Below are 20,922 nucleotides of genomic sequence, written 5' to 3' on the forward strand. Positions count from 1 at the left end.
AAACGGCACATCACAGCCACTGGATGCACGCCGACGTGCTCGTGGATAAACGCGTACTTCACGGCTTGCGGCGCGCAAAGTACGCTTCCGCTTTTTTTAAGATCGTGTTCTCCACCTTGAGACGCTCATTTTCACGGCGCAGCTTGGCAAGCTCATCTTCTTCCACTCCAGCCGGGCGCCCAGGGCCCTTGAAGGCCTTGTCAGTGCCGGCTTCCTCAAACCGCTTAGCCCACTTGTATAGCTGGTTGCGCGGCACTCCAAGCTCGAGCGCAAGCGCCGTCGCGTTGCCTTCTTGTTTGAGCCTGGTAACGGCCCGCCTCTTGAAGTCGCTCGTATGAACAGTGCGTTTTACTGCTGGGGTCGTAGTGTCATCCATAGGCCTTATTGTCTCCTATTCTGGATGTCCACCAAACCCGGGCTACCTCAGCGTCGAATTATTTGATAACTTTAGAAGTTGTCATTTAATTCAACTCTGACCCTATTTTTCGGGGATTACGGGTGGGATTGATAATTGGCAATGTGGGGTGATTGGGGATTTGGAAGAATGGGGTTTTGGGCTGCCGCTGGGGGGATCCACGATGCTGCGTCGGGTTGCGGTGGGGCTGGTGTTGGGGATGGGGGTGCTGCTCGGCGGGTGCGCGTCCCATGGGTCGGTCAGCTTGCAGGAGGTGCGCGAGTTCGCGGATGCGTCGGCCAAGCTGGGTGGGTACGCGGAATTGTCGCGGCGGTATCGGGATACGTTTGAGCGGGAACAGCCTTATCTGTCGCCGCAGGCTGAACGTATCGCGCGCGAGAACGATGTGCGCAGGCGGGCTGTGTATGACGATTTCGTTGCCATCCAGAAGACGCTCGTGCTGTATATGCAGACCCTCAGCTTGCTCGCGGGAGATGGGCGGTATGACTTGTCAGAGCGGATTGATGATCTCGGCAATGGGCTGAAGGCGAATGCGGAGTCGGGCTTGCAGCAGAGGCATGTGGCTGCGTATACGGGGATGACCCGGCTTCTTACGCGCGTGATCGCGTCGGGGTACCAGAACCGCAGCGTCGAGACCATGGTGCGCGATGGCGATGCCGATGTGCAGGTGCTGCTCGATGCCATGATCTCGCTCACCCGTCTTTACTACAAGACCAATGAGAATGAGAAGAAGACCGTGCTCGGCATTTTCGATGTCGAGATTCCGTTTTCGAATCGTAATTCGGACCGCATGCTCGTCACCTTGGCCAAGGTGCATTACCTGAACAAATCGACCGAGTACAAACTCATCGACCGGCGCTATGAGTTGGCGCTGCAGGGACTGACCAAGGTGGCGCTCGGGCACCAGAAGATGCGCGAGAACATGAACAAGCTGACCAGCGACGAGACCCGGCGCATGCTCGCGAATTATGGCCGCGACTTGCGCGCGATCCGCGATGGGCTCAACGGCGATTGAGGAGGTGTCATGCAAGAGTCATCACAGGGCAAGCCGGATATGGCGGAGGTGGGCAAGGCGCCGGACGGAGCCGCTGCGGCACCGGCAGCCTCCTCCGGCGCTGCCGTGGCCGCCGCGTCAGGCGTGGCCAGGGCCGGTCCCGATCGCGGCCTGTCCAGCATGCAGCACGTGGTTGAATTGGCCGATGGCCTGTCGACCATCGCCGACCGCCTGCACGAACGCATCCTGGGCGAAATTCGCAGCTATGATGGCCGCAGCGTGCCCAGCCATGTGCAGGACGCCATGCGCAGGCTGCTGGACGATGAAATGGTGCTGCGCCAGCGCGCCAATACCCTGTATGCCGACGCCGCGGCCTTCGTCATCCAGGGCCTCGACCAGCCGCAGAGCCGGCTGGTGGCGCTCACCGCCGAGGCCGCGGAAAAGATCCGACGCATCGGCGTGATCGGCCAGGTCACCGGCCTGGTCGGCGGCCTGCTCTCGCTCGCCGGCGCCGTCGCCAGCGGCCAGCCGACGCCGGTCGCACTGGCCCTTGAGAAAATCCACCTGCACAGCACCGCGCTCGATGCGCTCACGCCGACGCCGCCAAGCGCCATGGCCTGAGCCGGCAATCCTTCCTCAGCCGGTGGCCGCCAGGCGCGGCCACTCCACAAGGCGGCCGTCCCTAACCTCAGCACATATGCTGCCCGCCATTGATCGCAATATTCGCGCCGGTCACATAAGCCGCCATGTCCGACACCAGGTAAGCCACCAAGCCCGCCACCTCGGCCGGCTTGCCCAGTCGCCCGATCGGAATCTGCGGCAGGATGCGGTCGCGCAACACCTCTTGCGGCACCTGGCTCACCATGGCGGTGTCGAGGTAGCCGGGCGAGACCGTATTGACCGTGATGCCGTGGCGCGCTACTTCGAGCGCCAGCGACTTGGTAAAGCCGTGCATGCCGGCCTTGGCCGCGGCGTAATTAGCTTGGCCGAAGGCGCCTTGCTGGCCATTGACCGACGAGATATTGATGATGCGCCCCCAGCGCCGCGCGATCATCGCCTCGAGCACCGGCCGGGTCATATTGAATACGCTGTCGAGGTTGGTACCCATCACCGTATACCAGTCTTCCTGGCTCATCTTGCGCATGCTGCGGTCGCGCGTGATGCCGGCATTATTGACCAGCACATCGATGCGCCCGAGGTCGCCCAGCACGCGGCGCACGATGTTGTCGCAGGCATTGCCATTCGAAACGTCGAGCTCGTAGGCCCGCACCGCGATGCCCTCCGCCTGCTGGCTGGCCAGCCAGGCCTCGCGGCGCGCGTTTTGCGGCGAGTGGGTGGCTGCCACCAGGAATCCCTCCGCATGCAGACGACGGCACAGCTCGGTGCCCAGCCCGCCCATCGCCCCCGTCACCAGGGCTACCCGCCTGTCTTGCGTTCCTGCGTCTCCTGCCATGTCTCGCTCCTGTTCTCGTTGGCGCCAATGGCGCGATGCGAGCATCCGAGTGTAGGGAAGCGACAACAGGTGGCTGTTGATCAGGATCAAGTGTGAACAGGGCAAAGCCGACGTGCAAGCAAGCGCCGCAAGCGCAAGCCGGCGGGCGCCGCAGCGATGATCGTGGCGTCAGGCGATGACGTCAGGCCTGCTCGAAGGATCGAAATCGGCCCAGTCGCCGTTCACGATATTGCCCTGGGCGCGCTCGATATGGTGGGCGCCCAGCTGGCGCAGCAGGTCCACCGCGCGCGACTGTTGATCGGGATCGTCGAAGGCCACCGCCACCAGCATGCCGGCCGGACGCGGCGGGACGGTATTTTCGCCGCCCTCTTCGGGTTCGCCCCGGTCTTTCATCTTGCTGAAACTGAACAGCGAACCGACGTGGCCGCCCACCAGTCCGCCGACGATCGGACCCAACGGCCCGGTGACCGGTGAGGTCGCGGCGCCCACGGCGGCCCCAACGGCGCCGCCGGTAGCCACGCCCTTGACGACGCCCTCGGGCGCCTCCTTGGCGCCGGGCGACTGGATGTGGTCGCCGCCAATGGGCGTCATATCGTGCTGGCCCGGCTGGGTCAGGTAAAAGCCGCTGATACGGTCGGCAGCGAAACCGGCGTCGACCAGGGCGCTGCGCGCCCGGTCGACGTCTTCCTGAAGCTGGAAACGTCCTGCAATGATGGTGGACATAGGCGAATCCTCCTGGATGGGTAGCTCAAGAATGCGCCTGTCGCGTCCACCCATCTGTACGCAATCGCACGCTGTCTAGCGCCACTGTCCATAGACCACGCCATAGCTCGGCGGTTCCACGACCGGCGGCGGTGGAGCGACCTGCCATTGACGTGGGTCGATTCGGTAATACTTGAGGAATTCGTCGTACAGCGCCGGGTGTCGCGCCGCCAGCTGGTGCGGCTGCTCGAAGAAGCTTTCCGTGGCCACCGCGAAGAATTCGGCCGGATTGGTTGCGCCGTAGTGGTCGAGCACGCCTTGCATGCCCCACATCGCCTCGTGCCGCAGGTTGGCATAGTCGCGCGTCAGCACCTCGGACCAGCTGCGGTAGCGCTCGCTACTGCCCAGGTAGGGCGCGCCATTCGTGTTGCCCGACTCGCTGTCGAGCTGGTGGGCGAACTCGTGCAGCACCACATTGTGCCCGGCCGATTCGACATGGCCGGCACGCCGCACATGATCCCAGGACAGGATCACGCGGCCATCGCCCCAGGACTCGCCCAATAAATCCTGGCGCTCCTCGGTCACCACGCCGGACACGTCGACTTGCTTGCGCGGCACCAGGAAAGCGCCGGGATAGACCAGGATCAGGTCGAGCGTGGGATAGATATCGGGCTTGCCGGTGTCGGCGACCCGCCCCAGCAGCAGCAGGCAGGCCTGGCCCGCGATCGTCACCCGCATCTCGTCGGTGACGTCCAGGCCGGCGCAGCCGACGAATTTCTTCTCATGCAGAAATTGCTGGACCATGCGCTGCAGGCGCCGCCGCTGTGCTTCGTCCATGCCGCCGTACTGGGCCACATTCCGCGCCAGGATGGCGACCTGTGCGGCCGGCAGCGGCTGCGCCAGCGCACGCCGCAGGCGCCACTTCGGCCATAGCCAGGCCGTCAGCAAGCCCAGGCCCAGCGCGCCGACCAGGATGCCTTCCATGCTCAGCCTTTGTTCGCCAGCCAGGCCTGCACCTCGTCGGCGCCGCCAATGAGCTCGCCGCCGACGAAGACTTGCGGCCAGGTCATGCGCCCGGTCACGCCGCGCAAGACGATGGTATTGATCTTCTGGTCTTCGGAAATGTCGGTGTAGTGGATATCGTTGTCGCGCAGCGCCTGCTTGGCACGCGCGCAGTGGGGGCAGCCGGGACGCGAAAACATGACGACCGGCTCCGGCACTTCGGCGCCCGGCGCCAGGTAGGCGAGCATGGTATCGGCATCGGAAACCTCGAACGGGTCGCCTTCGCGGTCCGGCTCAATGAAGATCTTCTCGATCACGCCATCGCGCACCAGCATCGAATAACGCCACGAGCGGCGGCCGAAACCCAGGTCGCGCTTGTCGACCAGCATGCCCATGCCCTCGGTGAAATCGCCATTGCCATCCGGGATGACGGTGATATTGCCCGCGTCCTGGCCGGCCTTCCACTGGTTCATGACAAAGGCGTCATTGACCGAGATGCACAGGATGTCGTCCACCCCATGCGAGCGCAGCACCGGCGCCAATTCGTTATAGCGCGGCAAATGGGTCGAAGAACAGGTTGGCGTAAAGGCGCCCGGCAGCGAAAACACGACGACCGTCCGGCCCTTGAACAGCTCGTCGGAGCGCACATCGCGCCACTGATCGTCAGGCCTGGCCTTGAAGACCACTTCGGGGACTGGCTTTCCTTCCAGCGATTCGGCACTCGGTAACATCGTCACTCCTATCTGGTTGAACGTGCACCGCTGAGCGGCGACATGGCGGACAAGTGAGGATTATTGACCGGTTTTCAACATGGCGATTGCAAATTATCGGTCGACCGAAAGACCGATGGGGGCGCGCGGCCCGTACCCGACCGGGACACCGCGCACGCTCCACAAAAAACAAAGCCGCGGATCTAGCGCACAAAACAAAGCCGCGCATTAAGCGCGGCAAAATGACGACAGCGATCGTCGAACCAGGGCCATTGCGGGTCTCTACCGCGCCGGCCCCGGGCGCGCACTCAGGCGCGTTCCTTCGCGGCGACGGCGTTCTGGCCTGGCGCCGGGCCGAACAGGGCAGCCACCAGCGGGTCGCGGGCGACCGGGCTGCGGTTCACGCGGATGGCGTAGTGGGTGTCGTCGGCCAGGATGTGGAAGTGGCGGCCACTGCCGGCCATATTCTGCTCGCGCAGGCCTGGACGCTCCTTGCGCGGTGCGGCGCCTTCGCGCTTCGGCTGGCAGATCGCGGCCAGGAAGGCCTTGACACGATCTGGATCTGGCGAAATCTGGTACACGGCCTTGCCCAGGTAGGTGGCGGTGCCTTCGATATAGCGCGCCAGTTCGATCACGCCGGCTTCGCGCAGGTCACGGATGTACTTGCGCGCGCCCGATGGAGAGAATTTGAGGAACCAGGCGATTTCGTCGGCCAGCATTTCGTGGTTCGACAGCTCGTTGATCAGCTTTTGCATGTTTTCGATGCGACGCTGGGTGGCCGAGGTCGAACGCACACGCTCGATCGGGGCCAGCGAAATCGGGGCGCGCTCGGTCGGTTGTGGCGGGACGCGCTCGATCAGCGCCGAATTGCTGGAAGTGTGCACTGCGCCGGTTTCGCCAGATACCGCGTTGTGCTGAGTCGTTGCATGCATATCGATGAGCTCCAATATAGAGAGTGAGACTGTGTGGTCCGGGTCGCTGTGTGTCGTATGACACCCTGACAACATCTCGGTTCCGCTTAACTGGCCTCAAGATTGCCTGTATCAGACACCATGGTCTGTGCGCCATCCAACATTCGACAACATTCCTGAGGGCATCTCCTGGAGGACGTCGCCGGCGCGACCGCCGGCGATATGGCGGCCCCTCTACCTTGCAGCCCGCCTGCAAGACGTGATATTGCCAGGATGGCATGTCACCCTTCCCTGATAACGATATGTCCACGTGACAGCGGGGTGACAGTCGCCAGCGCCACTTCGCACCTGCGGGAGATGACAAACCCGTTACAGTTCGTTTCATCTTGGAAATGTGAGATTTTTACCACTGTTGTAAAATCGCATCGCCATTCTGCGTTGGGTGCGCTACCGCACCGAGCTTACGGAACTTGCACTGTTATTCTTTATCCAACATCGCTGCTGACGTATGCGTTGTCATCAACTTTTAACCTACGGGAGTTACCTGTGAACAATACCAAGAAGATCGCCCTGGCTGCTGCACTGCTGTGCGCATCCGGCGCCACCCTCGCCCAAGAGCTCAACCCATCGTGGTACATCCAGCCAAGCGTCAACCACGTGAAGCCGGATGCCGACTTCGGCGTGGATGATCGCGACACCGGTGGCGGCCTGAAGTTCGGTAAGGCGGTACACCAGAACTGGGATATCCAGATCGGCGCCAGCCAGACCCGCTTCGAGCAGGGCCCTGCCGAATATCGCCAGACCCTGCTGGGCGCCGATGCCCTGCTGATGCTGAGCCGCGAGCGCTTCCGTCCATTCGTCCTGTTCGGCCTGGGTGTCGAGCGCGACAAGGTTGAAAACCCGCTCCGCAACGTCGCCAAGAACTCGCCGTACGCCACCGTCGGTATCGGTTTCCAGGCCAGCCTGACCCCGCAATGGTCGCTGCAGGCCGACCTGCGCACCGTGCGCGGCTTCCTGCGTGACGACGAAGAATTCGGCTTCAAGCGCAGCAACAACAAGATGCTGACCGTCGGCCTGAACTACGCGTTCAACCCGCCGCCAGCACCGCCGGCACCGGCTCCAGCCCCAGTGGTCGAGGCGCCGCCTCCAGCACCGGCTCCAGTCGAACCGCCACCGCCACCAGCACCGCGCTTCCAGAAAGTGACCCTGGAAGCCACCAAGCTGTTCGCCTTCGACAAGGCCGAAGTGATCACCCCGGCGCCTAAGCTGGACGAGATCGCCGCTGCCCTGCAAGCCGACACCTCGGTGACCAATGTCGAAATCACCGGCTACACCGACCGTCTGGGTAAAGAGTCGTACAACCAGAAGCTGTCGGAGCGCCGCGCCAACGCTGTGCGTGAATACCTGGTCGGCAAGGGCATCGACGGCAACCGCCTGCGCGCCATCGGCAAGGGCGAAGCCAACCCACTGGTCGAGTGCCAGCAAAAGAACCGTGCCCAGCTGATCGCTTGCCTGGAACCTAACCGCCGCGTCGAAGTCGACCAGATCACGGTCGAAGTGCCGGTCCAGCAGTAATTCCTTAGGCGACACCGCCCCGAAGCACGCGTCGTCCCGCCCGCCGTCCTGTACGGCGGCCGGGACGGCGGGTGGTCGCGGCAACGCTTATGCGGGGGGCTTCGGCCCCCTTTTCATTTGGAGGATGGGATATGGCAGTTAAAAAATGGTTCCCTTACACGCACCAGATTTTGAAGGTCTTGCGCTGCGCGGTGACGGAATGGCTGGACCACCGTGCCTCCAGCAAGGGCGCCGCCCTGGCCTTCTACACCCTGTTTTCGCTGGCGCCGATCCTGGTGCTGGTGATTGCCGTCGCCGGTTTCTTCTATGGCGAGGAAGCCGCGCAAGGCCAGTTGCTGGCCGAGCTGCGCGGGCTATTGGGTGCGCAAGGCGCGGACACGATCCAGGCCATCCTGGCCGGCGCCCAGAACAAGGAATCGGGACGCTTCGCCACGATCGTCGCCACCGTGCTGCTGATCGTCGGCGCCACCACCGTGTTTTCAGAGTTGAAGGATAGCCTGGACGAGATCTGGGGTCTTCCGGCGCCGCCGGATGCCGGCATCTGGAACACGATCCGCACCCGCCTGCTGTCGTTCGGCATGGTCCTGGTGCTGGGTTTCCTGCTGATGGTGTCGCTGGTCGTCAGCGCCGCCACCACCGTGGCCGAGAAGTTCATCACCGGTGTGTGGCAGGAAGCCGCCATCGTCATGGGCTGGATCGCCTCGGGCCTCGGCTTCCTGGTCATCGCCACCCTGTTCGGCGTGATCTACAAGCTGTTGCCGCGCGTGCGCCTGTCGTGGAAGGACGTCACAATCGGCGCGCTCGGTACGGCGGCGATGTTCACCCTCGGCAAGTTCGGGATCGGCCTGTACATCGGCAACAGCGGCACCACCGACAGCTTCGGCGCCGCCGGTTCGCTGATCGCGCTGCTGCTGTGGGTGTATTACTCGGCGCAGATCTTCTTCCTGGGCGCCGAATTCGCGCGCCAGTATGCCTTGCAGATGGGTAGCTTGCACAACAAGCCGAAAGAAATCACCGGCGTGGAACCGAAGGCCAGCGCGGCCTGAGGTTGACGGGGTGGCGGCCATGCCGCCACCCCATTACCCCACGGCGTCCCTGCCTCATTCGCCCAGCAGCTCCGACACCACTTCCATCCCCTCGACCCGCTCGGCCACCACCTTCAGCACCATCACCACCGGCACCCCCAGCAGCAAGCCCCAGACGCCCCACAACCAGCCCCAGAACAGCAGGCTGACGAACACCGCCGCCGGATTCATGCGCGCGATCTTGCCGGTCATCCAGGTGGCGACGACCATGCCGACCAGGGTCGCGATCGCGAGCGAGGCGCCGGCCACCAGCATCACCATGCTCAGGGTCTCGAACTGCAAGAAGGCCGCCATGCCGGTCGCGACCGTGATCACGAGCGGGCCAAAATACGGCATCAGATGGGCGACGCCGGCGAAGGCGGCCCAGGCGCCGGCATTCTCGAGACCGATCAGGCGCAGCGCGCCCCACATCAGCAGGGCCAGCAGAATATTGGTCACCAGCAGCATGAACATATAGCTCTGGATCGAGGTATTGATGTCGTCAAGGATATGGACCGTGACCTTCTTGCGCGTGAGCGAGGGCCCGGTGAGCTTGACCAGCTTGCGCTTGAAGGTATCGCCCGCCAGCAGCAGGAAGAACACCAGGAAGATCACCATCGTCGCCTGCGACATGAAGGCGGCCAGGCTCATCGAGCCGGCCAGCACCCAATCCATCACCCGGATCGGCGAACTGGCCGCGGCCGCCGGCGGCGGATACTGGCGCCGTTGCTGCGCCTGGCGCCTGGCGTCGGCGCCCACATTGTTGGCGGCGCGCTCGATCTCGGCTGCCGCCGCCTGCATCTGCTGCAGGGTCGAGCGCTGGCCGCTGGTATTGGTCAGGATGCGGGTGACCTTGGTGGTCAAGGTCGGCAATTCGTCGAGGATATTGAAGAACTCGCCCTGCAGGCGGTACAAGGTGCCCGCCATGGCGCCGACGATCACGGCCGTGACCAGGGTCGCGCCGACGATGCGGCGGATATGCCAGCGTTCGAGCCAGCGCACCACGGGATTGAGCGTATAGGCGATCAGGATGCCGAGCAGCAGCGGCACGAAGAACTTCTGCGCCCACTGGAGCGCGAATACGAAGGCGATGGTGGCGAGGATGCCGAGCGATAGCCCGCGAGCATTGACGTGCAGCGGCACGCGCATGCCGCCAATGTGCAAGGCGATGTCGTCGCCGCCGCGCGTCTCGGCGCGGACGGCGTCGCCAGGGGCGGCTGGATCAGGCGAAAGGTTGGATGCTGCCGGCGTGGCCGGATCGGGTTGTGCTAGCTGCATGGTGTGCCTGAACGAGATACCGGGCCGCCCCGGTTGTGCGCATATTATTTCACACGGATGTCATTCTTGACCGAGGTCACGCCCTTGACGCCGCGTGCGATCTCGACGGCGCGCTGTGCGTCGCGTGGATCGGACACGAAGCCCGACAGCTGGACGTCGCCCTTGAAGGTTTCGACATTGACTTCACGTGCCTTCACGTTCGGGTCATTGATCAGGGCAGCCTTGACCTTGGTGGTGATCACGGTGTCATCGACGTATTCGCCGGTGCTGGCCTGGTTGTTGGTCGACGAGCAGCCGACGGCGGTGATGGCGACGGTGGCGACGAAAGCTGCGGAGATGAGGTTTTTAGCGATTTTCATGATGGCTCCTTATTGATGGTCATGGTGCAGCAATACCCTTGCGGGCGGGTTGGGCGGCGCCGGCAATCCGGCCCGCGGGTTCTTATTTGCCGTAGGCGGTCCGGACGGTGCTGACGCAACCTTCCTTGACCTCTCCGGCGTAGGCATCGCACTTCTGCAGTGCGACGCGGTATTCGGCGTCGATCTTGACGTCCTGCGCATCGAGGCGCGCCTCGATCGCCTTGCGGTCGGCCCTGGCATCGGCCTGGCTGGCGACCAGCGTCGCCTTGGCCTGGCGCTGGCACACCTCGCGGTCGTTGCCGACCGCGGCGCCACAGCGCGTCTTGTCGCGCTCGTAATAGGCCGACGCAATGCGCATGCGCGCCTGGGTATAGGCCGCCAGCGTGTTCTTGTAGGCAGCGCCCGCCTCTTCTTCGATGCGCACCCGGGCCGCCTTGGCGTCGGCAACGCAGATCTCGTGCGGGATGCCGGCCAGCGCATCGCAGCGCGTCTTGGCGGCGTCATAGGCGGTCTCGGCGCCATCCATCGTCTGCTGGTAGACAATCTTCGCATCCGGCGCCGGCTGCTGGGCGACGGCCTGCCCAGCCCAGCCAAGGGCTGCACCGATCAGGAGGAGCGCATGCGAAGTCTTCATTGTTTTTGTTCTCCATTTGTCAACACTGGAGACATCTTTACATGTCGCGAACGCGCCTTCTGTTCGGTGCCGAACACAAGCGGCAGAGTGTTGTCGCACGTCTCTGTTGAGCCAAATATTGGACAAACGTGGTTAGGAAAAATCGGGCAGATGCCGCATGCCCGGATCGCCCTCGCGCATAGCGGCAGGCTTTACCCTGGGGGCAAGGTGGGTGCGGCAACGCACAGACCCTGCTCGGGCACCTGACTATTCTGGATTCATACTTTTGTCAGGAGAACAACATGAATGCTAACCGTAAATTTATCGTCGCCCTGCTGGCGTCCGGCGCACTTCTCACTGGCTGCGCCAGCAACAGTTCCCAGCCATACGGCCATAACAATGGCTATGGTTCGGGCAGCAGCACCGCCTCGGCTGGCTACGGCGTGATCGAATCGATCCAGGTGGTCCAGGGCGAGAATCGCACCAGCGGCGCGGGCGGCGTGCTCGGTGGCGTGGTCGGCGCACTGGCCGGCAGCCAGATCGGCAGCGGCGGCGGCCGTACCGCGGCCACCGTGGCCGGCGGCCTGGCCGGCGCCGTGGTGGGTAACAACGTCGAGAAGAACCGCAATGCCGCAGGTCCAGAGATGTACCAAATCAATATGCGCATGGATAACGGCGAATACCGCGCCGTGACCCAGGACAGCGCCTATGACCTGCGCGTGGGCAACCGCGTGCGCATCGTCGACGGCCGCGTCTACCGTTACTGATCCGACGGCATGAGTGCGGCGCGCTAGCCTGCCCTCATGCAACCCGGGCCGGCGCGCCGGCCACCGAACAGCTGGAGGCAAGCATGGCAACTCTCATCCGCATCCTGCGCGGCCTCGGCGCCTGCGCACTGGCTGGCGCCGCATGCTCGGCATCGGCCCAGGAGCAGGCGCAGGCCGGGACCGACGCGACGGTCAACCCGACCATCGCCCGCCAGCAAGCCCAGGAAATCGCCAACGGCGATCCGGCGCGCTGGTATCGTAACGATCCCGAACAACAAACCCTGCGCAAGGAACTCGGCGCCGCGCTGCAGGAAGCACAGAACGCCTGCCGCAAGGCGCCGGCGGCCGAGCGCAAGTCGTGCCTGGACGCGGCGCGCTCGACCTGGCAGCGCGAAACAGCGCAGCTGGGCAAGCCGATGCCGCGCCAATAGGCAGTTATCGGGCCGGCAGGCAACAGGCATATGGCGGTTACCTCGGTGACCGCTTTTTTTGCCCCTGCTTCTTGCCCTATTTTCTTGCCCTATTTTCTTGCCCTATTTCTTGTTGCGCCGCGGCGGCAAGGCATACACGTCGGCGACCAGGGTGCTGTCGCCGATCTGGCGGCTGGGCGATGCCGAATCGTGCACAACCAGCAGTTCCTCCTCGCGGCCGTCCTGGCTCGAGAACAGCGAGATGCCTTCAGGGTGGTCGACGCCTTGGCCGAACGGCAGCGCCAGCACATGTTCCAGCATCTCGCGCGTCACCGCCGACGCTTTATCAGGCCGCGCCCCGCCGGGCCACCTGAACAGCGTCACCGGGCCATCCAGGTCCATCGTCGGCCCGGCCAGGATCAACAAGTCCTTGCCCTGCACGCACAGGTCGCGGATGCCCAGGCCATCGAGGTCCAGGAAGTGCTTGCGGTACATGGCGCCATCCTCGTCGAGCGGCGCCAGCCGCAGCCAGCCTTCCCCGGCATCGTCGACCGGAGCCACTTCGACGATCGCTGCCCAGCCGCGCAGCACCGGGCCGCGCAGGCCCAGCAGCACGTGCTTGCCGGCCAGGGCGATACCCTCGATATCGAAGCCGTTGTCCTTGCCGGGAATCGCCAGGAAGGGACCGAAGTGCTCGTCGTTCCTGAGCAGCGCGGTCAGTTCGTTGCCATGCTCGTCGCCGCGCAGCAGCGCCGCCGTGCGCCGCTTGCCTTTTGATCCAGTCTCTTTCACCAGCTCATGCGAACCGTCCCGCCCGACGAGCGGAATGCGCGCCAGCAGGTAGCGGTTGCCGTCGGCGCTGACGTTGGCCAGGCGCTTGTGGCTACGCCGCACGCCATCGCCCTCGTCCGGCCGCTTGCGGCGCAGGCTGTGCGAGCCGGTCAGCCACAGGTAGCCGCCATCGCTGGCCAGGCCCTCGATATCGGCCTCGTTGATGCGCTTGCCTTCGGCCTCGTAGGGCGGCAGCGGCAACGCCAGGAAATCGTGCAGCGCGTACTGGCGGTGCGCGCGCGCAAAACTGGTCTTGCCGCGGCTGTCCTCGGCCGCCAGGGTCAGGCGCTCGATGCTGAGCGACTCGTCATTGGCCAGCCACAGGGTGTCGCCCATGCGCAGGGCCACCGACAGGCCGTTGCGCAATTGTTTGCCGGGGCTGAGGGCATCGCGTTCGGGGTGGAATTCGAGCAGGACGATATTGGATGGATGCATGCGGCGCCTCGCAAGTAAGAACGGCAATCAGGGGCGGCAGGCAAAAAAAGACGGCGTCCAATCCCCGATTGCGACGCCGCTCAAGCCCCACCATATTCTGTACAACGCGACCTGCCCTAGTGTCTCGATAACGGCGCGGTCGCTCGCCTGCCAGCTGTTTGTTGCCGCAAAAGCCTTTGCGGCAACCCTTGAAACACAGCTTACCCTTATTCAGGGATTTGCTGCGCCCGTTTGCGATTGGCGTACCAGCCCAGTGCGCCCAGCACCAGGGCGGCGCCCGCCGCTTGCTTGCCGAGCCGGCGCTGGCGCACGAAATTGACCACGCCCAGGGCATACGGCAGCAGCACCGACACATTGGTGCCGGTCGGCTTGAGCATCGCATCGGCCCGGGCACGCAGGGCCCAGGTGGCATGGTCCATCGCCGAGTGCAGCATCACCTCTGGTTTGATACTGTACTGGATGCTGGCCTTGGCATGGGCCACGCCTGCACGGAAGAACTCGCCTTCACGCAACAGCTCGGCCTTGCGCACCGCCGGATCCAGGCTGTGCTGGTGACCGGCCAATCCAATCGTTCCGTTTTGATTTTGCATACTTTCTCCCTTGTTATTTGCGCCGGCAGCGGTCGCGCACGACTGCCGCCGACGGCGGCCGCCTGCTGCAACCGCTTACAGCAGCCGCTTACAGCAACATCTCGCGGTCGTTCTTGAGTTCTTTCATCGTCGCCGGGAAGGCCAGCTTGTTCTGCTTGAGCAGCGCCAGGCCCTTGGTCACCAGCACCGCCGTGACCAGCGCGAACACCGCGAACATGATCAGGAGGACGGTCCAACCCATCGAATCCCATGCCAGCGCGACCACGGTCATGGCGCCGAAGGCGACGGCGAACCAGACCGCCAGCACCGCCGCCGCAAAGATGGCCAGCAGCTCGATGATGTGGTTGCGCACCTCGGTCAATTCGAGTGCCGCGAGCTCGACCCGCGACACTGCCAGGCCGAACAGGCTCTTGAACAGGCTCGAGATGCCGCTGAAGACACCGGGGGTGTGTACGATCGATTCTTTTTTATCCACGTTGTTCCCCCGGCCTTAATGTTTGCGGCTCAGCAGGATGCCGAGCAGCACACCGACGCCGGCCGCGATCGCCATCGTGCGCCAGGGATTGTCGTGAACGTAGACATCGGCCGTGTGGGCCAATTCCTTGCCCTTTTCGACGGCATGGGTCGGCAGCAGGCTGGCGCCGCCCAGGGCCTTGTCGAGCAGCTCCATGCCGCGCGCACGCAATTCTTCGGCCTTTTCGCCGGTCAGCGAGGCGGCCGCGGTCAGCATCGATTGCGCATCGCGCACCAGCGCCTTCACGTCGGACTGGGTGGCATAGGTGCTGCCGCTGATCGGGTGCATGCTGCCGTTGGTGTTGCGGGATGTTTCTAGCATGTTCTACTCCTGTAACTATGGTGAATCGGTCAGACTGGACGAACAAGCTGGCTCAGGCCATCAGGTCACGCAAATCGTCGGCATGCTCTTCTTCGACCGCCATGATGTCGATGAGCATATTGCGCGTGGTCGGATCCTTGTCGCCGATCGCCGCGATCATTTGACGATATGACTCGATCGCCACCCGCTCGGCAATCAGGTCGGCCCGCACCATCGCCTGCACGTCGTCGGATTCGTCGTATTCGGCATGGCTGCGCGCGGTGAACGTGGCCGGATTGAAGTTGGGCGAGCCGTTGAGCTGCACGATGCGTTCGGCGATGCGGTCGGCGTGTTCCTGCTCTTGCTGGGCGTGCTCGAGGAACTCGGCCTTGATGTGGCCGGTGTTCGGGCCGGCCACCGTGTAGTAATGGCGCTTGTAGCGCATCACGCACAAGAGCTCGGTGGCCAGGGCGTCGTTGAGCATTGCGATGACCGCTTCGCGGTCGGCCTGGTAACCCTCGGTGACGGCGCCGTCATCGAGGTTGGCCGCCGCGCGGCGGATGGCCTCGATGTCGAAACCGTGTGCCAGCTTGTTCGTCTGTTCCATGCTGTTTCCTTACTCGGTTCAAAATGTTCAACGCATTGCTGCGCGTGGCGGGATTGCCGCACCCTCGTTCGACAGCACGATCTCGACGCGGCGGTTCTGCTGGCGGCCCGAGGCGTTGTCGTTCGACGCCACCGGGAAGGCCTGGCCGTAGGCTTTCATCGAGATGCGGTCGCGCGACACGCCCATCTGGGCCAGCGCAGTGGCGACCGCATTGGCGCGGCGCTGCGAGAGGTCCTGGTTATAGCTCGCGCTACCGGTACTGTCGGTAAACCCTTCGACCAGCACCGAGCGGTTCGGGTTCTGCGTCATCACGTCGGCCAGTTTGCGCAGGGTCGAGGTCCCGTTCGGATTCAGCGTCGCCTGGTCGGTCGCGAACAGCACGTCGCCGATCGTCACCACATAGCCGCGCTCGGTCTTGACGGCCTGGATATCGTTCAGCAGGCCTTCGAGCTGGGCGGCGCGCTCGGCCAGCGCGGCATTCTGCTGCATGGTGGCCTGGGCCTGTGCCTGGGCTTGCTGGGCAGCGGCCTGGGCGGCCTCGGCCTCGCGCTTGGCGCGGTCGGCTTCCGCCGTGCGTGCCTCGAGGCGCACCTGGTCGCGCTGGCGCGACGCATCGGCGATGTCGGCCTCGGCCGCCTTGGCCTTGGCGACTTCTTGCGCGGTGGCGATGCGCTGCTTGGCGACATAGGCCAGGCGGTCGACGTCTGCCAGGCTTTCGCGGCGGTGCGCGGCCTGGTTGGCCTGGTCGAGCGCCTCGCTGGCCTGCTTGAACTCCATCGGCGCATAGGTCGAGACCTGCGGATTATTGTTGGCGCTGACGAAGTCGGCGCGCGCCTGGTCCAGGGTCGGCGTGCTCATCGGCGCGCTGGCGCAGGCGGCGGCCAGCACGGCGGCGGCCAGGATCGATACGGCGGATTTACGGTTTTTCATGTTCTTGTTCCTCTTCTTGTTGGAGCGCCGTTCGACGGCGCGGACTCATGCATTCAACACAGGCATTGAAGCTTCACATCACTGGCTGTTGGCGCGATCGACTTCCTCGCGCAGCACGCGCAGGTCTTCGTTCAGCTGGGTCGAGGCGGCGGTGGCCTTGGCCGACACGGCCTTGCTCTGGGCCAGCTTGGCGTCGGCCTGGGCCTGGACCGCCAGCTCGCGCGCCAGCTTGTAGTCGCGCGCGGCCAGGGCCTGGTTGGCGCGGCCCATCTTGTCGCGGGCAGCGCTGATCTCGGCCGGCGCCAGTTCGGCGGCGCCCGCCGACACGGCGTTCTCCACTGCATGGCGCGAGACCGCCACGTCGGCCGTGGCCGGCGCCTGGTCGGGGCTCGCGCACGCGGTCAGCGCCAGTACGGCAGCGGCGCAGCCAAGGCGGGCAAACCCGGTCATCGTTTGATGTTTATTCATCGCATATTCTCCTGGGGAAGTGTTGTAAGGAACGTTATAAACCTGTTATCGCCGCCGATCAGTACGTTGACGCACATTGTCCAAGGCAGCTGTGCCTCTGAAACACCCTGTAACAACACGGCATGCGCATTGTGTGTTGCCGAACAGATCAAACCAGCGCCGATCTCTACGCTTGCACCAAGTCACCGAGAAACGACATACCGAATGAACCGATCGAGCGTCAAGCGTCATGGATTTACCCTGGTCTTGCTGGCCCTGCTGGCTGGCGGACCGCTGGCAGGCTGCGCCTCTGGCATCCCCGGCTTCGGCGCCGTCGATGCCGCACACGACGACGCCATCAGCGCCAGTGTGCGCAGCGCCATCCGGCTCGATCCGGAACTGACGGTCTCCGATCTCGATGTCGACACGTACCAAGGCATTGTCCGGCTTAGCGGTTTCGTGAGCTCGGCGGACAGCGTAGCCGCGGCGGCCTCGGTCGCGCGAACCGTCAAGGGCGTCAAATCGGTCAGGAATGACCTGCGCCTGAAATAACCCCATCTAAGGAGATCACCATGAAAACCATCAAAACCCTGGTAGTGACCGTCACCCTGGCAACCGCGGCAATCGGCATGACCGGCTGCGGCAATATGTCGAAGCAGGACCGTAACACCGCCATCGGCGCCGGCGCCGGCGCCGTGCTGGGCGGGGCCGTGACCGGCGGCAGCGCCATCGGCACCGTGGGCGGCGCAGCCGTCGGCGGCGTGATCGGCAACCAGGTCAAGACCACCAACTGATCCAGGTAGTCCGCCACCAAAAACAAAACGCCCGGCTCGTCCGGGCGTCTTGCTTGGTGGTGCTGAGGTCCGTAGGGTTGGCGGCTCCGCCGCCGACGCGTCACCGTCACCGTCACCGCCACCGAAATGATGTTCAGGTTTCCTGCGCCACCGACATTGCCCCCGCCTCCCTGACGATCTGGTAGCAGGTGCACGAGGCCGCCGCCAGGCCGTCCGGATCGAGGATCTCGATATTGCCGCGGCTGTAGTTGATCAGCCCCTGCTGCTGCAGCGCGCTGGCCGCCTTGGTCACGCCCACCCGGCGTACGCCGAGCGCATGGGCGAGGAATTCATGGGTCAGGTGGAAGCGGTCGGACTGCAGCCGGTCACGCGTCACCAGCAGCGAGCGCGCCAGGCGCGCCTCGAGCACGTGGAAGCGGCTGCAGACGGCGATCTGGATCGCCTGCGCCAGCAGCGCATCGGTGTAGCGGTACAGCACCCGCTGCAGGGCCGGATTGCGCTCGACCTCGGCGCGAAAGCGCGCGCCCTCCATGCGGCTGGCGCTACCCGCGCGCTGCACCACGGCGCGCACCTGGGTCGTGTCGTGGCCGAGCGCGGTGGTCACGCCGAGCATGCCCTCGCGTCCGACCTGGCCGACCTCGAGCGTCATGCGGCCTTCGACCACGCCCAGCAGCGATACCAGGCAATCGTGTGGAAAATAAATGTGCTCGATCGGATTGCCGGCCTCGCACAGCACCTGCCCGGCCTCGACCGTGACCTGGTTCAGCAGCGGCAGCATGCGGGCCATGTCCTGTGGCGGCAACGCGGCCAGCAACAGGTTACTGTTGTGCTCGGCGACGGGCGGGTGAACGGCAGAGTTCATTTTTTCCTCAAGAGACTGGCAGCAAGGGCACGCAGCGCAAGCCGGGAACGCGGCGTTCCAGATACATTTGCAAACAATTTAAGCCAGCGTAACCGCCGCCCCTGAGCCAGTATGTACGGTGACGCACGGAAGCTCCGGTTGTTCCTGACGACAATTGTTGAACCCTCGGCGTCAACGCCATACGAAAGGAATAAAGATGAATACGCCACCAAACCACCCCGTCAAGGGCCGCACCCACCCCTTGCTGCTGCTGGCTGCCGCGGCCGTCGTGCTGTTCTGCATGGTCGGCACCGCCGCCATCATGGGCTGGCTGCCCTCGTCCGTCGGCGGCACCGCCAACCGCCAGCTGAGCGAAGCCGAGCGCCTGGCGCTGGCCTCGACCCTGCCGCAGGACGTGCCCCAGCCGGCGCCTGGCGTGGCCCCCGGCACGGACTACCCCGGCGCGCCGCTGGCGCCGGCGGCGCAGGCCTATGCGCCGGCGCCGGCCGTGGCCCCGGTGCAGCAGGCGCCGGCCCCGGTCGTGGCCGCACCCGTTAAAGAAAGCAAGCCGACCCAGGTCGCCGCCAACGAGCGCGACTGGTGCTCGAACTGCGGCAACGTGGAATCGGTGCGCACCATCACCCAGCGCGCCGAAGGCAGCGGCCTGGGCGCGGCCGGCGGCGCCGTCATTGGCGGCCTGCTGGGCAACCAGGTCGGCGGCGGCAGCGGCCGCACCCTGGCCACCGCGGCCGGCGCGATCGGCGGCGCCGTGGTCGGCAACCAGGTCGAGGGCAATATGAAAGCCACCACCAGCTACGAGATCCGCGTGCGCCTGGACGACGGCACCTTGCGCACCTTCCGCCAGAACAGCCAGCCGCAATGGCGCAGCGGCGATCGCGTGCGCATCGTCAAGGGAAAGCTGCGCTCGGTCGCCTGATCACGCACTCTGCATGACTACCACATGGCCGGAATCGCGCAAGCGTTCCGGCCAAAGTTTTTCCTGAACGCAATGTGCGCCAACGCACGGAAATATGGATGAGCTGACCCGACAATCGAATCACGCTGAAACGAATGGCGGGGCACACCATCAACCGTGGGAGAAACGCATGAACAGCCTGGCATGGATCGGCATCATCGTCTGGGGAATCGTACTGACTCTGTTCGGCCTGCTGTCGGCCGGACCGGCGCCCGACGGACACGGTCACCTGCAGCCGCAGGACATCGTGTTCCTGATCGCGGGCGGCCTGGTGACCTGCCTGATCGGCTGCACCGGGCTGATGGGCATGATGGGCTGGATCCCTGGCATTCGCAAACAAAAAAGTTGTGTTTAATGTACGCCATCGAACGGTAGTCAACAGTACTCTGGTCAATACTGGAATCACAGCGCAACCGGCGCAAACAGTAGAGGAGAAACCATCATGTTATATACCATCGCTGTCGTTCTCGTAATCCTGTGGCTGCTCGGCCTGGTGACCTCGTACACCATCGGCGGCTTCATCCATATCCTGCTCGTCGTCGCGGTCATCATGATCCTGGTTCGCCTGATCAGCGGTCGCGGCATATAGATGTAAAATGACAAGTCCCGCTTGTCGAAACACCCAATCCGTTTCGCGGTCGCGCCTGTTTCGGGCGTGACGACGAAACGGATTTTTTACTTTAAGGAGTTCCACCATGAATAAAAACTTCATCAAGACGACTGCCGCCATCGCCATCGTCGCCCTCACCGCCACCGGCTGCGCCGACATGTCCACCACCCAGCGCGGCACCGCGACCGGCGCCGGCATCGGCGCCGGCCTGGGCGGCCTGATCGGTGGCACCACCAGCGGCGGCGGCGGTGGCCGCGTGGCAGGCGGCGCCGCCATCGGCGCGGCCGCGGGCGCCGTGATCGGCAATATCTGGTCCAAGCGCATGGAAGCCCAGAAGCAGCAGATGGAACAGGCCACCCAGGGCACCGGCGTGCAAGTCACCCAGACCCAGGACAACCGCCTGAAACTCGAGATCCCGAGCGATATCTCGTTCGATACGGGCCGTTCTGACATCAAGGGCAACTTCCAGCCGATCCTGCAGCGCTTCGCCCAGACGCTGCAAGAAAATCCGAACACCAATGTGGTCATCATCGGCCACACCGACAGCACCGGCAGCGACTCCATCAACCAGCCGCTGTCGGTCGACCGCGCCTCGCGCACCCGCGACTACCTGGCCGGCCGCGGCGTGAACCCGAACCGCATCACCATCGAGGGCCGCGGCTCGCGCGAACCGATCGCCTCGAACAACGACAATGCAGGCAAGGCGCGCAACCGCCGTGTCGAGATCTACGTCGCCGAACCGGCGCGCGGCTGATCTTCTAAGCCCACGATGACAAAGGCCGGCAATGCCGGCC

General features: G+C 64.4%; 29 protein-coding genes. 12 read left to right on the forward strand and 17 right to left on the reverse strand.

What is annotated here, in order from left to right; genetic code table 11:
* Window positions 1-58: 58 nt before the first annotated feature.
* A complete protein-coding gene (locus E8M83_RS12325) occupies window positions 59-376 on the reverse strand; it encodes a transposase (protein WP_137173654.1) in 318 nt (105 codons plus the stop codon).
* 202 nt (window positions 377-578) lie between these two features.
* Here E8M83_RS12325 and E8M83_RS12330 point away from each other — a divergent pair, with 202 nt between their 5' ends.
* Complete coding sequence (locus E8M83_RS12330) at window positions 579-1,430, forward strand: hypothetical protein (RefSeq protein ID WP_137173655.1); 852 nt, start codon at window positions 579-581, stop codon at window positions 1,428-1,430.
* A gap of 9 nt (window positions 1,431-1,439) precedes the next feature.
* The gene (locus E8M83_RS12335; RefSeq protein WP_229491502.1) at window positions 1,440-2,030 is read left to right on the forward strand and encodes a hypothetical protein; all 591 of its coding nucleotides are present in this window, start codon (window positions 1,440-1,442) and stop codon (window positions 2,028-2,030) included.
* 67 nt (window positions 2,031-2,097) lie between these two features.
* Here E8M83_RS12335 and phbB read toward each other — a convergent pair whose 3' ends face one another.
* The 5 genes from phbB to E8M83_RS12360 form a co-directional block, all read right to left on the reverse strand.
* Window positions 2,098-2,862, reverse strand: a complete 765-nt coding sequence (phbB, locus tag E8M83_RS12340) for an acetoacetyl-CoA reductase (RefSeq protein ID WP_137173656.1) — start codon at window positions 2,860-2,862, stop codon at window positions 2,098-2,100.
* A 168-nt stretch (window positions 2,863-3,030) separates the two neighbouring features.
* Window positions 3,031-3,585, reverse strand: a complete 555-nt coding sequence (locus E8M83_RS12345; protein WP_137173657.1) for a hypothetical protein — start codon at window positions 3,583-3,585, stop codon at window positions 3,031-3,033.
* Between the two features lie 75 nt (window positions 3,586-3,660).
* Entirely contained in the window at window positions 3,661-4,548 is an 888-nt protein-coding gene (locus E8M83_RS12350) for a zinc-dependent peptidase (RefSeq protein ID WP_137173658.1), read from the reverse strand.
* Window positions 4,549-4,550: 2 nt separating this feature from the next.
* The gene (locus E8M83_RS12355) at window positions 4,551-5,297 is read right to left on the reverse strand and encodes a glutathione peroxidase (RefSeq protein ID WP_137173659.1); all 747 of its coding nucleotides are present in this window, start codon (window positions 5,295-5,297) and stop codon (window positions 4,551-4,553) included.
* A 287-nt stretch (window positions 5,298-5,584) separates the two neighbouring features.
* The gene (locus E8M83_RS12360; protein ID WP_137173660.1) at window positions 5,585-6,208 is read right to left on the reverse strand and encodes a winged helix-turn-helix domain-containing protein; all 624 of its coding nucleotides are present in this window, start codon (window positions 6,206-6,208) and stop codon (window positions 5,585-5,587) included.
* Window positions 6,209-6,733: 525 nt separating this feature from the next.
* Here E8M83_RS12360 and E8M83_RS12365 point away from each other — a divergent pair.
* Window positions 6,734-7,762, forward strand: a complete 1,029-nt coding sequence (locus E8M83_RS12365; protein ID WP_137173661.1) for an OmpA family protein — start codon at window positions 6,734-6,736, stop codon at window positions 7,760-7,762.
* 131 nt (window positions 7,763-7,893) lie between these two features.
* Window positions 7,894-8,808, forward strand: coding sequence for a YihY/virulence factor BrkB family protein (locus E8M83_RS12370; protein ID WP_137173662.1), 915 nt, complete (start codon window positions 7,894-7,896; stop codon window positions 8,806-8,808).
* Window positions 8,809-8,862: 54 nt separating this feature from the next.
* On the opposite strand, the gene E8M83_RS12375 is transcribed toward E8M83_RS12370, so the two are convergent.
* From E8M83_RS12375 to E8M83_RS12385, 3 genes are all read right to left on the reverse strand, one after another.
* Window positions 8,863-10,104 (reverse strand): AI-2E family transporter, encoded by a 1,242-nt coding sequence (locus E8M83_RS12375; RefSeq protein WP_137173663.1) that lies wholly within the window; start codon window positions 10,102-10,104, stop codon window positions 8,863-8,865.
* 44 nt (window positions 10,105-10,148) lie between these two features.
* Entirely contained in the window at window positions 10,149-10,463 is a 315-nt protein-coding gene (locus E8M83_RS12380) for a BON domain-containing protein (protein ID WP_137173664.1), read from the reverse strand.
* Window positions 10,464-10,545: 82 nt separating this feature from the next.
* Window positions 10,546-11,097: a hypothetical protein gene (locus E8M83_RS12385; protein WP_137173665.1), complete on the reverse strand. Its 552-nt coding sequence runs from the start codon at window positions 11,095-11,097 to the stop codon at window positions 10,546-10,548.
* Between the two features lie 281 nt (window positions 11,098-11,378).
* Between E8M83_RS12385 and E8M83_RS12390 the strand changes: the two genes are divergently transcribed.
* Window positions 11,379-11,843: a glycine zipper 2TM domain-containing protein gene (locus E8M83_RS12390; protein WP_137173666.1), complete on the forward strand. Its 465-nt coding sequence runs from the start codon at window positions 11,379-11,381 to the stop codon at window positions 11,841-11,843.
* An 83-nt stretch (window positions 11,844-11,926) separates the two neighbouring features.
* Window positions 11,927-12,274 (forward strand): hypothetical protein, encoded by a 348-nt coding sequence (locus tag E8M83_RS12395; RefSeq protein WP_137173667.1) that lies wholly within the window; start codon window positions 11,927-11,929, stop codon window positions 12,272-12,274.
* Between the two features lie 102 nt (window positions 12,275-12,376).
* Here the strand turns inward: E8M83_RS12395 and E8M83_RS12400 are convergent, their stop codons facing one another.
* From E8M83_RS12400 to E8M83_RS12430, 7 genes are all read right to left on the reverse strand, one after another.
* The gene (locus E8M83_RS12400; RefSeq protein WP_137173668.1) at window positions 12,377-13,519 is read right to left on the reverse strand and encodes a DUF3616 domain-containing protein; all 1,143 of its coding nucleotides are present in this window, start codon (window positions 13,517-13,519) and stop codon (window positions 12,377-12,379) included.
* 206 nt (window positions 13,520-13,725) lie between these two features.
* Window positions 13,726-14,109: a hypothetical protein gene (locus E8M83_RS12405; RefSeq protein WP_137173669.1), complete on the reverse strand. Its 384-nt coding sequence runs from the start codon at window positions 14,107-14,109 to the stop codon at window positions 13,726-13,728.
* 88 nt (window positions 14,110-14,197) lie between these two features.
* Entirely contained in the window at window positions 14,198-14,584 is a 387-nt protein-coding gene (locus E8M83_RS12410) for a phage holin family protein (protein WP_137173670.1), read from the reverse strand.
* Window positions 14,585-14,599: 15 nt separating this feature from the next.
* Window positions 14,600-14,944 (reverse strand): YqjD family protein, encoded by a 345-nt coding sequence (locus tag E8M83_RS12415; protein WP_229491503.1) that lies wholly within the window; start codon window positions 14,942-14,944, stop codon window positions 14,600-14,602.
* Between the two features lie 52 nt (window positions 14,945-14,996).
* On the reverse strand, window positions 14,997-15,530 hold the full coding sequence (locus E8M83_RS12420) for a bacterioferritin (RefSeq protein ID WP_137173671.1): 534 nt from the start codon (window positions 15,528-15,530) through the stop codon (window positions 14,997-14,999).
* Window positions 15,531-15,557: 27 nt separating this feature from the next.
* Window positions 15,558-16,460 (reverse strand): OmpA family protein, encoded by a 903-nt coding sequence (locus E8M83_RS12425; RefSeq protein ID WP_137173672.1) that lies wholly within the window; start codon window positions 16,458-16,460, stop codon window positions 15,558-15,560.
* Between the two features lie 78 nt (window positions 16,461-16,538).
* On the reverse strand, window positions 16,539-16,928 hold the full coding sequence (locus tag E8M83_RS12430) for a DUF4398 domain-containing protein (protein ID WP_137173673.1): 390 nt from the start codon (window positions 16,926-16,928) through the stop codon (window positions 16,539-16,541).
* 204 nt (window positions 16,929-17,132) lie between these two features.
* Between E8M83_RS12430 and E8M83_RS12435 the strand changes: the two genes are divergently transcribed.
* Complete coding sequence (locus E8M83_RS12435; protein WP_137173674.1) at window positions 17,133-17,459, forward strand: BON domain-containing protein; 327 nt, start codon at window positions 17,133-17,135, stop codon at window positions 17,457-17,459.
* 20 nt (window positions 17,460-17,479) lie between these two features.
* Window positions 17,480-17,701, forward strand: a complete 222-nt coding sequence (locus E8M83_RS12440) for a glycine zipper 2TM domain-containing protein (RefSeq protein WP_137173675.1) — start codon at window positions 17,480-17,482, stop codon at window positions 17,699-17,701.
* A 133-nt stretch (window positions 17,702-17,834) separates the two neighbouring features.
* Here the strand turns inward: E8M83_RS12440 and E8M83_RS12445 are convergent, their stop codons facing one another.
* Window positions 17,835-18,563: a Crp/Fnr family transcriptional regulator gene (locus E8M83_RS12445; RefSeq protein WP_137173676.1), complete on the reverse strand. Its 729-nt coding sequence runs from the start codon at window positions 18,561-18,563 to the stop codon at window positions 17,835-17,837.
* Window positions 18,564-18,759: 196 nt separating this feature from the next.
* Between E8M83_RS12445 and E8M83_RS12450 the strand changes: the two genes are divergently transcribed.
* The 4 genes from E8M83_RS12450 (at window position 18,760) to E8M83_RS12465 (ending at window position 20,882) form a co-directional block, all read left to right on the forward strand.
* Window positions 18,760-19,479 (forward strand): glycine zipper 2TM domain-containing protein, encoded by a 720-nt coding sequence (locus E8M83_RS12450; RefSeq protein WP_137173677.1) that lies wholly within the window; start codon window positions 18,760-18,762, stop codon window positions 19,477-19,479.
* A 169-nt stretch (window positions 19,480-19,648) separates the two neighbouring features.
* On the forward strand, window positions 19,649-19,873 hold the full coding sequence (locus E8M83_RS12455) for a hypothetical protein (protein WP_137173697.1): 225 nt from the start codon (window positions 19,649-19,651) through the stop codon (window positions 19,871-19,873).
* Between the two features lie 87 nt (window positions 19,874-19,960).
* Window positions 19,961-20,107, forward strand: coding sequence for a lmo0937 family membrane protein (locus tag E8M83_RS12460; protein ID WP_005671362.1), 147 nt, complete (start codon window positions 19,961-19,963; stop codon window positions 20,105-20,107).
* 106 nt (window positions 20,108-20,213) lie between these two features.
* Entirely contained in the window at window positions 20,214-20,882 is a 669-nt protein-coding gene (locus E8M83_RS12465) for an OmpA family protein (protein WP_137173678.1), read from the forward strand.
* Window positions 20,883-20,922 lie beyond the last annotated feature (40 nt).

This window comes from Massilia sp. HP4, from assembly GCF_005222695.1.
Classification (GTDB): Bacteria; Pseudomonadota; Gammaproteobacteria; order Burkholderiales; family Burkholderiaceae_D; genus Telluria.

Bases quoted from the DNA above. Each gene is read 5' to 3' on its own strand.
- E8M83_RS12400 (WP_137173668.1), bottom strand. From the start codon at position 13,519: ATGCATCCATCCAATATCGTCCTGCTCGAATTCCACCCCGAACGCGAT.
- E8M83_RS12380 (WP_137173664.1), bottom strand. From the start codon at position 10,463: ATGAAAATCGCTAAAAACCTCATCTCCGCAGCTTTCGTCGCCACCGTC.
- E8M83_RS12360 (WP_137173660.1), bottom strand. From the start codon at position 6,208: ATGCATGCAACGACTCAGCACAACGCGGTATCTGGCGAAACCGGCGCA.
- E8M83_RS12375 (WP_137173663.1), bottom strand. From the start codon at position 10,104: ATGCAGCTAGCACAACCCGATCCGGCCACGCCGGCAGCATCCAACCTT.
- E8M83_RS12450 (WP_137173677.1), top strand. From the start codon at position 18,760: ATGAATACGCCACCAAACCACCCCGTCAAGGGCCGCACCCACCCCTTG.
- E8M83_RS12395 (WP_137173667.1), top strand. From the start codon at position 11,927: ATGGCAACTCTCATCCGCATCCTGCGCGGCCTCGGCGCCTGCGCACTG.
- E8M83_RS12390 (WP_137173666.1), top strand. From the start codon at position 11,379: ATGAATGCTAACCGTAAATTTATCGTCGCCCTGCTGGCGTCCGGCGCA.
- E8M83_RS12420 (WP_137173671.1), bottom strand. From the start codon at position 15,530: ATGGAACAGACGAACAAGCTGGCACACGGTTTCGACATCGAGGCCATC.
- E8M83_RS12435 (WP_137173674.1), top strand. From the start codon at position 17,133: ATGAACCGATCGAGCGTCAAGCGTCATGGATTTACCCTGGTCTTGCTG.
- E8M83_RS12430 (WP_137173673.1), bottom strand. From the start codon at position 16,928: ATGAATAAACATCAAACGATGACCGGGTTTGCCCGCCTTGGCTGCGCC.
- E8M83_RS12325 (WP_137173654.1), bottom strand. From the start codon at position 376: ATGGATGACACTACGACCCCAGCAGTAAAACGCACTGTTCATACGAGC.
- E8M83_RS12345 (WP_137173657.1), bottom strand. From the start codon at position 3,585: ATGTCCACCATCATTGCAGGACGTTTCCAGCTTCAGGAAGACGTCGAC.
- E8M83_RS12385 (WP_137173665.1), bottom strand. From the start codon at position 11,097: ATGAAGACTTCGCATGCGCTCCTCCTGATCGGTGCAGCCCTTGGCTGG.
- E8M83_RS12350 (WP_137173658.1), bottom strand. From the start codon at position 4,548: ATGGAAGGCATCCTGGTCGGCGCGCTGGGCCTGGGCTTGCTGACGGCC.
- E8M83_RS12425 (WP_137173672.1), bottom strand. From the start codon at position 16,460: ATGAAAAACCGTAAATCCGCCGTATCGATCCTGGCCGCCGCCGTGCTG.
- E8M83_RS12455 (WP_137173697.1), top strand. From the start codon at position 19,649: ATGAACAGCCTGGCATGGATCGGCATCATCGTCTGGGGAATCGTACTG.
- E8M83_RS12460 (WP_005671362.1), top strand. From the start codon at position 19,961: ATGTTATATACCATCGCTGTCGTTCTCGTAATCCTGTGGCTGCTCGGC.
- E8M83_RS12370 (WP_137173662.1), top strand. From the start codon at position 7,894: ATGGCAGTTAAAAAATGGTTCCCTTACACGCACCAGATTTTGAAGGTC.
- E8M83_RS12465 (WP_137173678.1), top strand. From the start codon at position 20,214: ATGAATAAAAACTTCATCAAGACGACTGCCGCCATCGCCATCGTCGCC.
- E8M83_RS12355 (WP_137173659.1), bottom strand. From the start codon at position 5,297: ATGTTACCGAGTGCCGAATCGCTGGAAGGAAAGCCAGTCCCCGAAGTG.
- phbB (WP_137173656.1), bottom strand. From the start codon at position 2,862: ATGGCAGGAGACGCAGGAACGCAAGACAGGCGGGTAGCCCTGGTGACG.
- E8M83_RS12335 (WP_229491502.1), top strand. From the start codon at position 1,440: ATGCAAGAGTCATCACAGGGCAAGCCGGATATGGCGGAGGTGGGCAAG.
- E8M83_RS12440 (WP_137173675.1), top strand. From the start codon at position 17,480: ATGAAAACCATCAAAACCCTGGTAGTGACCGTCACCCTGGCAACCGCG.
- E8M83_RS12415 (WP_229491503.1), bottom strand. From the start codon at position 14,944: ATGCTAGAAACATCCCGCAACACCAACGGCAGCATGCACCCGATCAGC.
- E8M83_RS12445 (WP_137173676.1), bottom strand. From the start codon at position 18,563: ATGAACTCTGCCGTTCACCCGCCCGTCGCCGAGCACAACAGTAACCTG.
- E8M83_RS12330 (WP_137173655.1), top strand. From the start codon at position 579: ATGCTGCGTCGGGTTGCGGTGGGGCTGGTGTTGGGGATGGGGGTGCTG.
- E8M83_RS12405 (WP_137173669.1), bottom strand. From the start codon at position 14,109: ATGCAAAATCAAAACGGAACGATTGGATTGGCCGGTCACCAGCACAGC.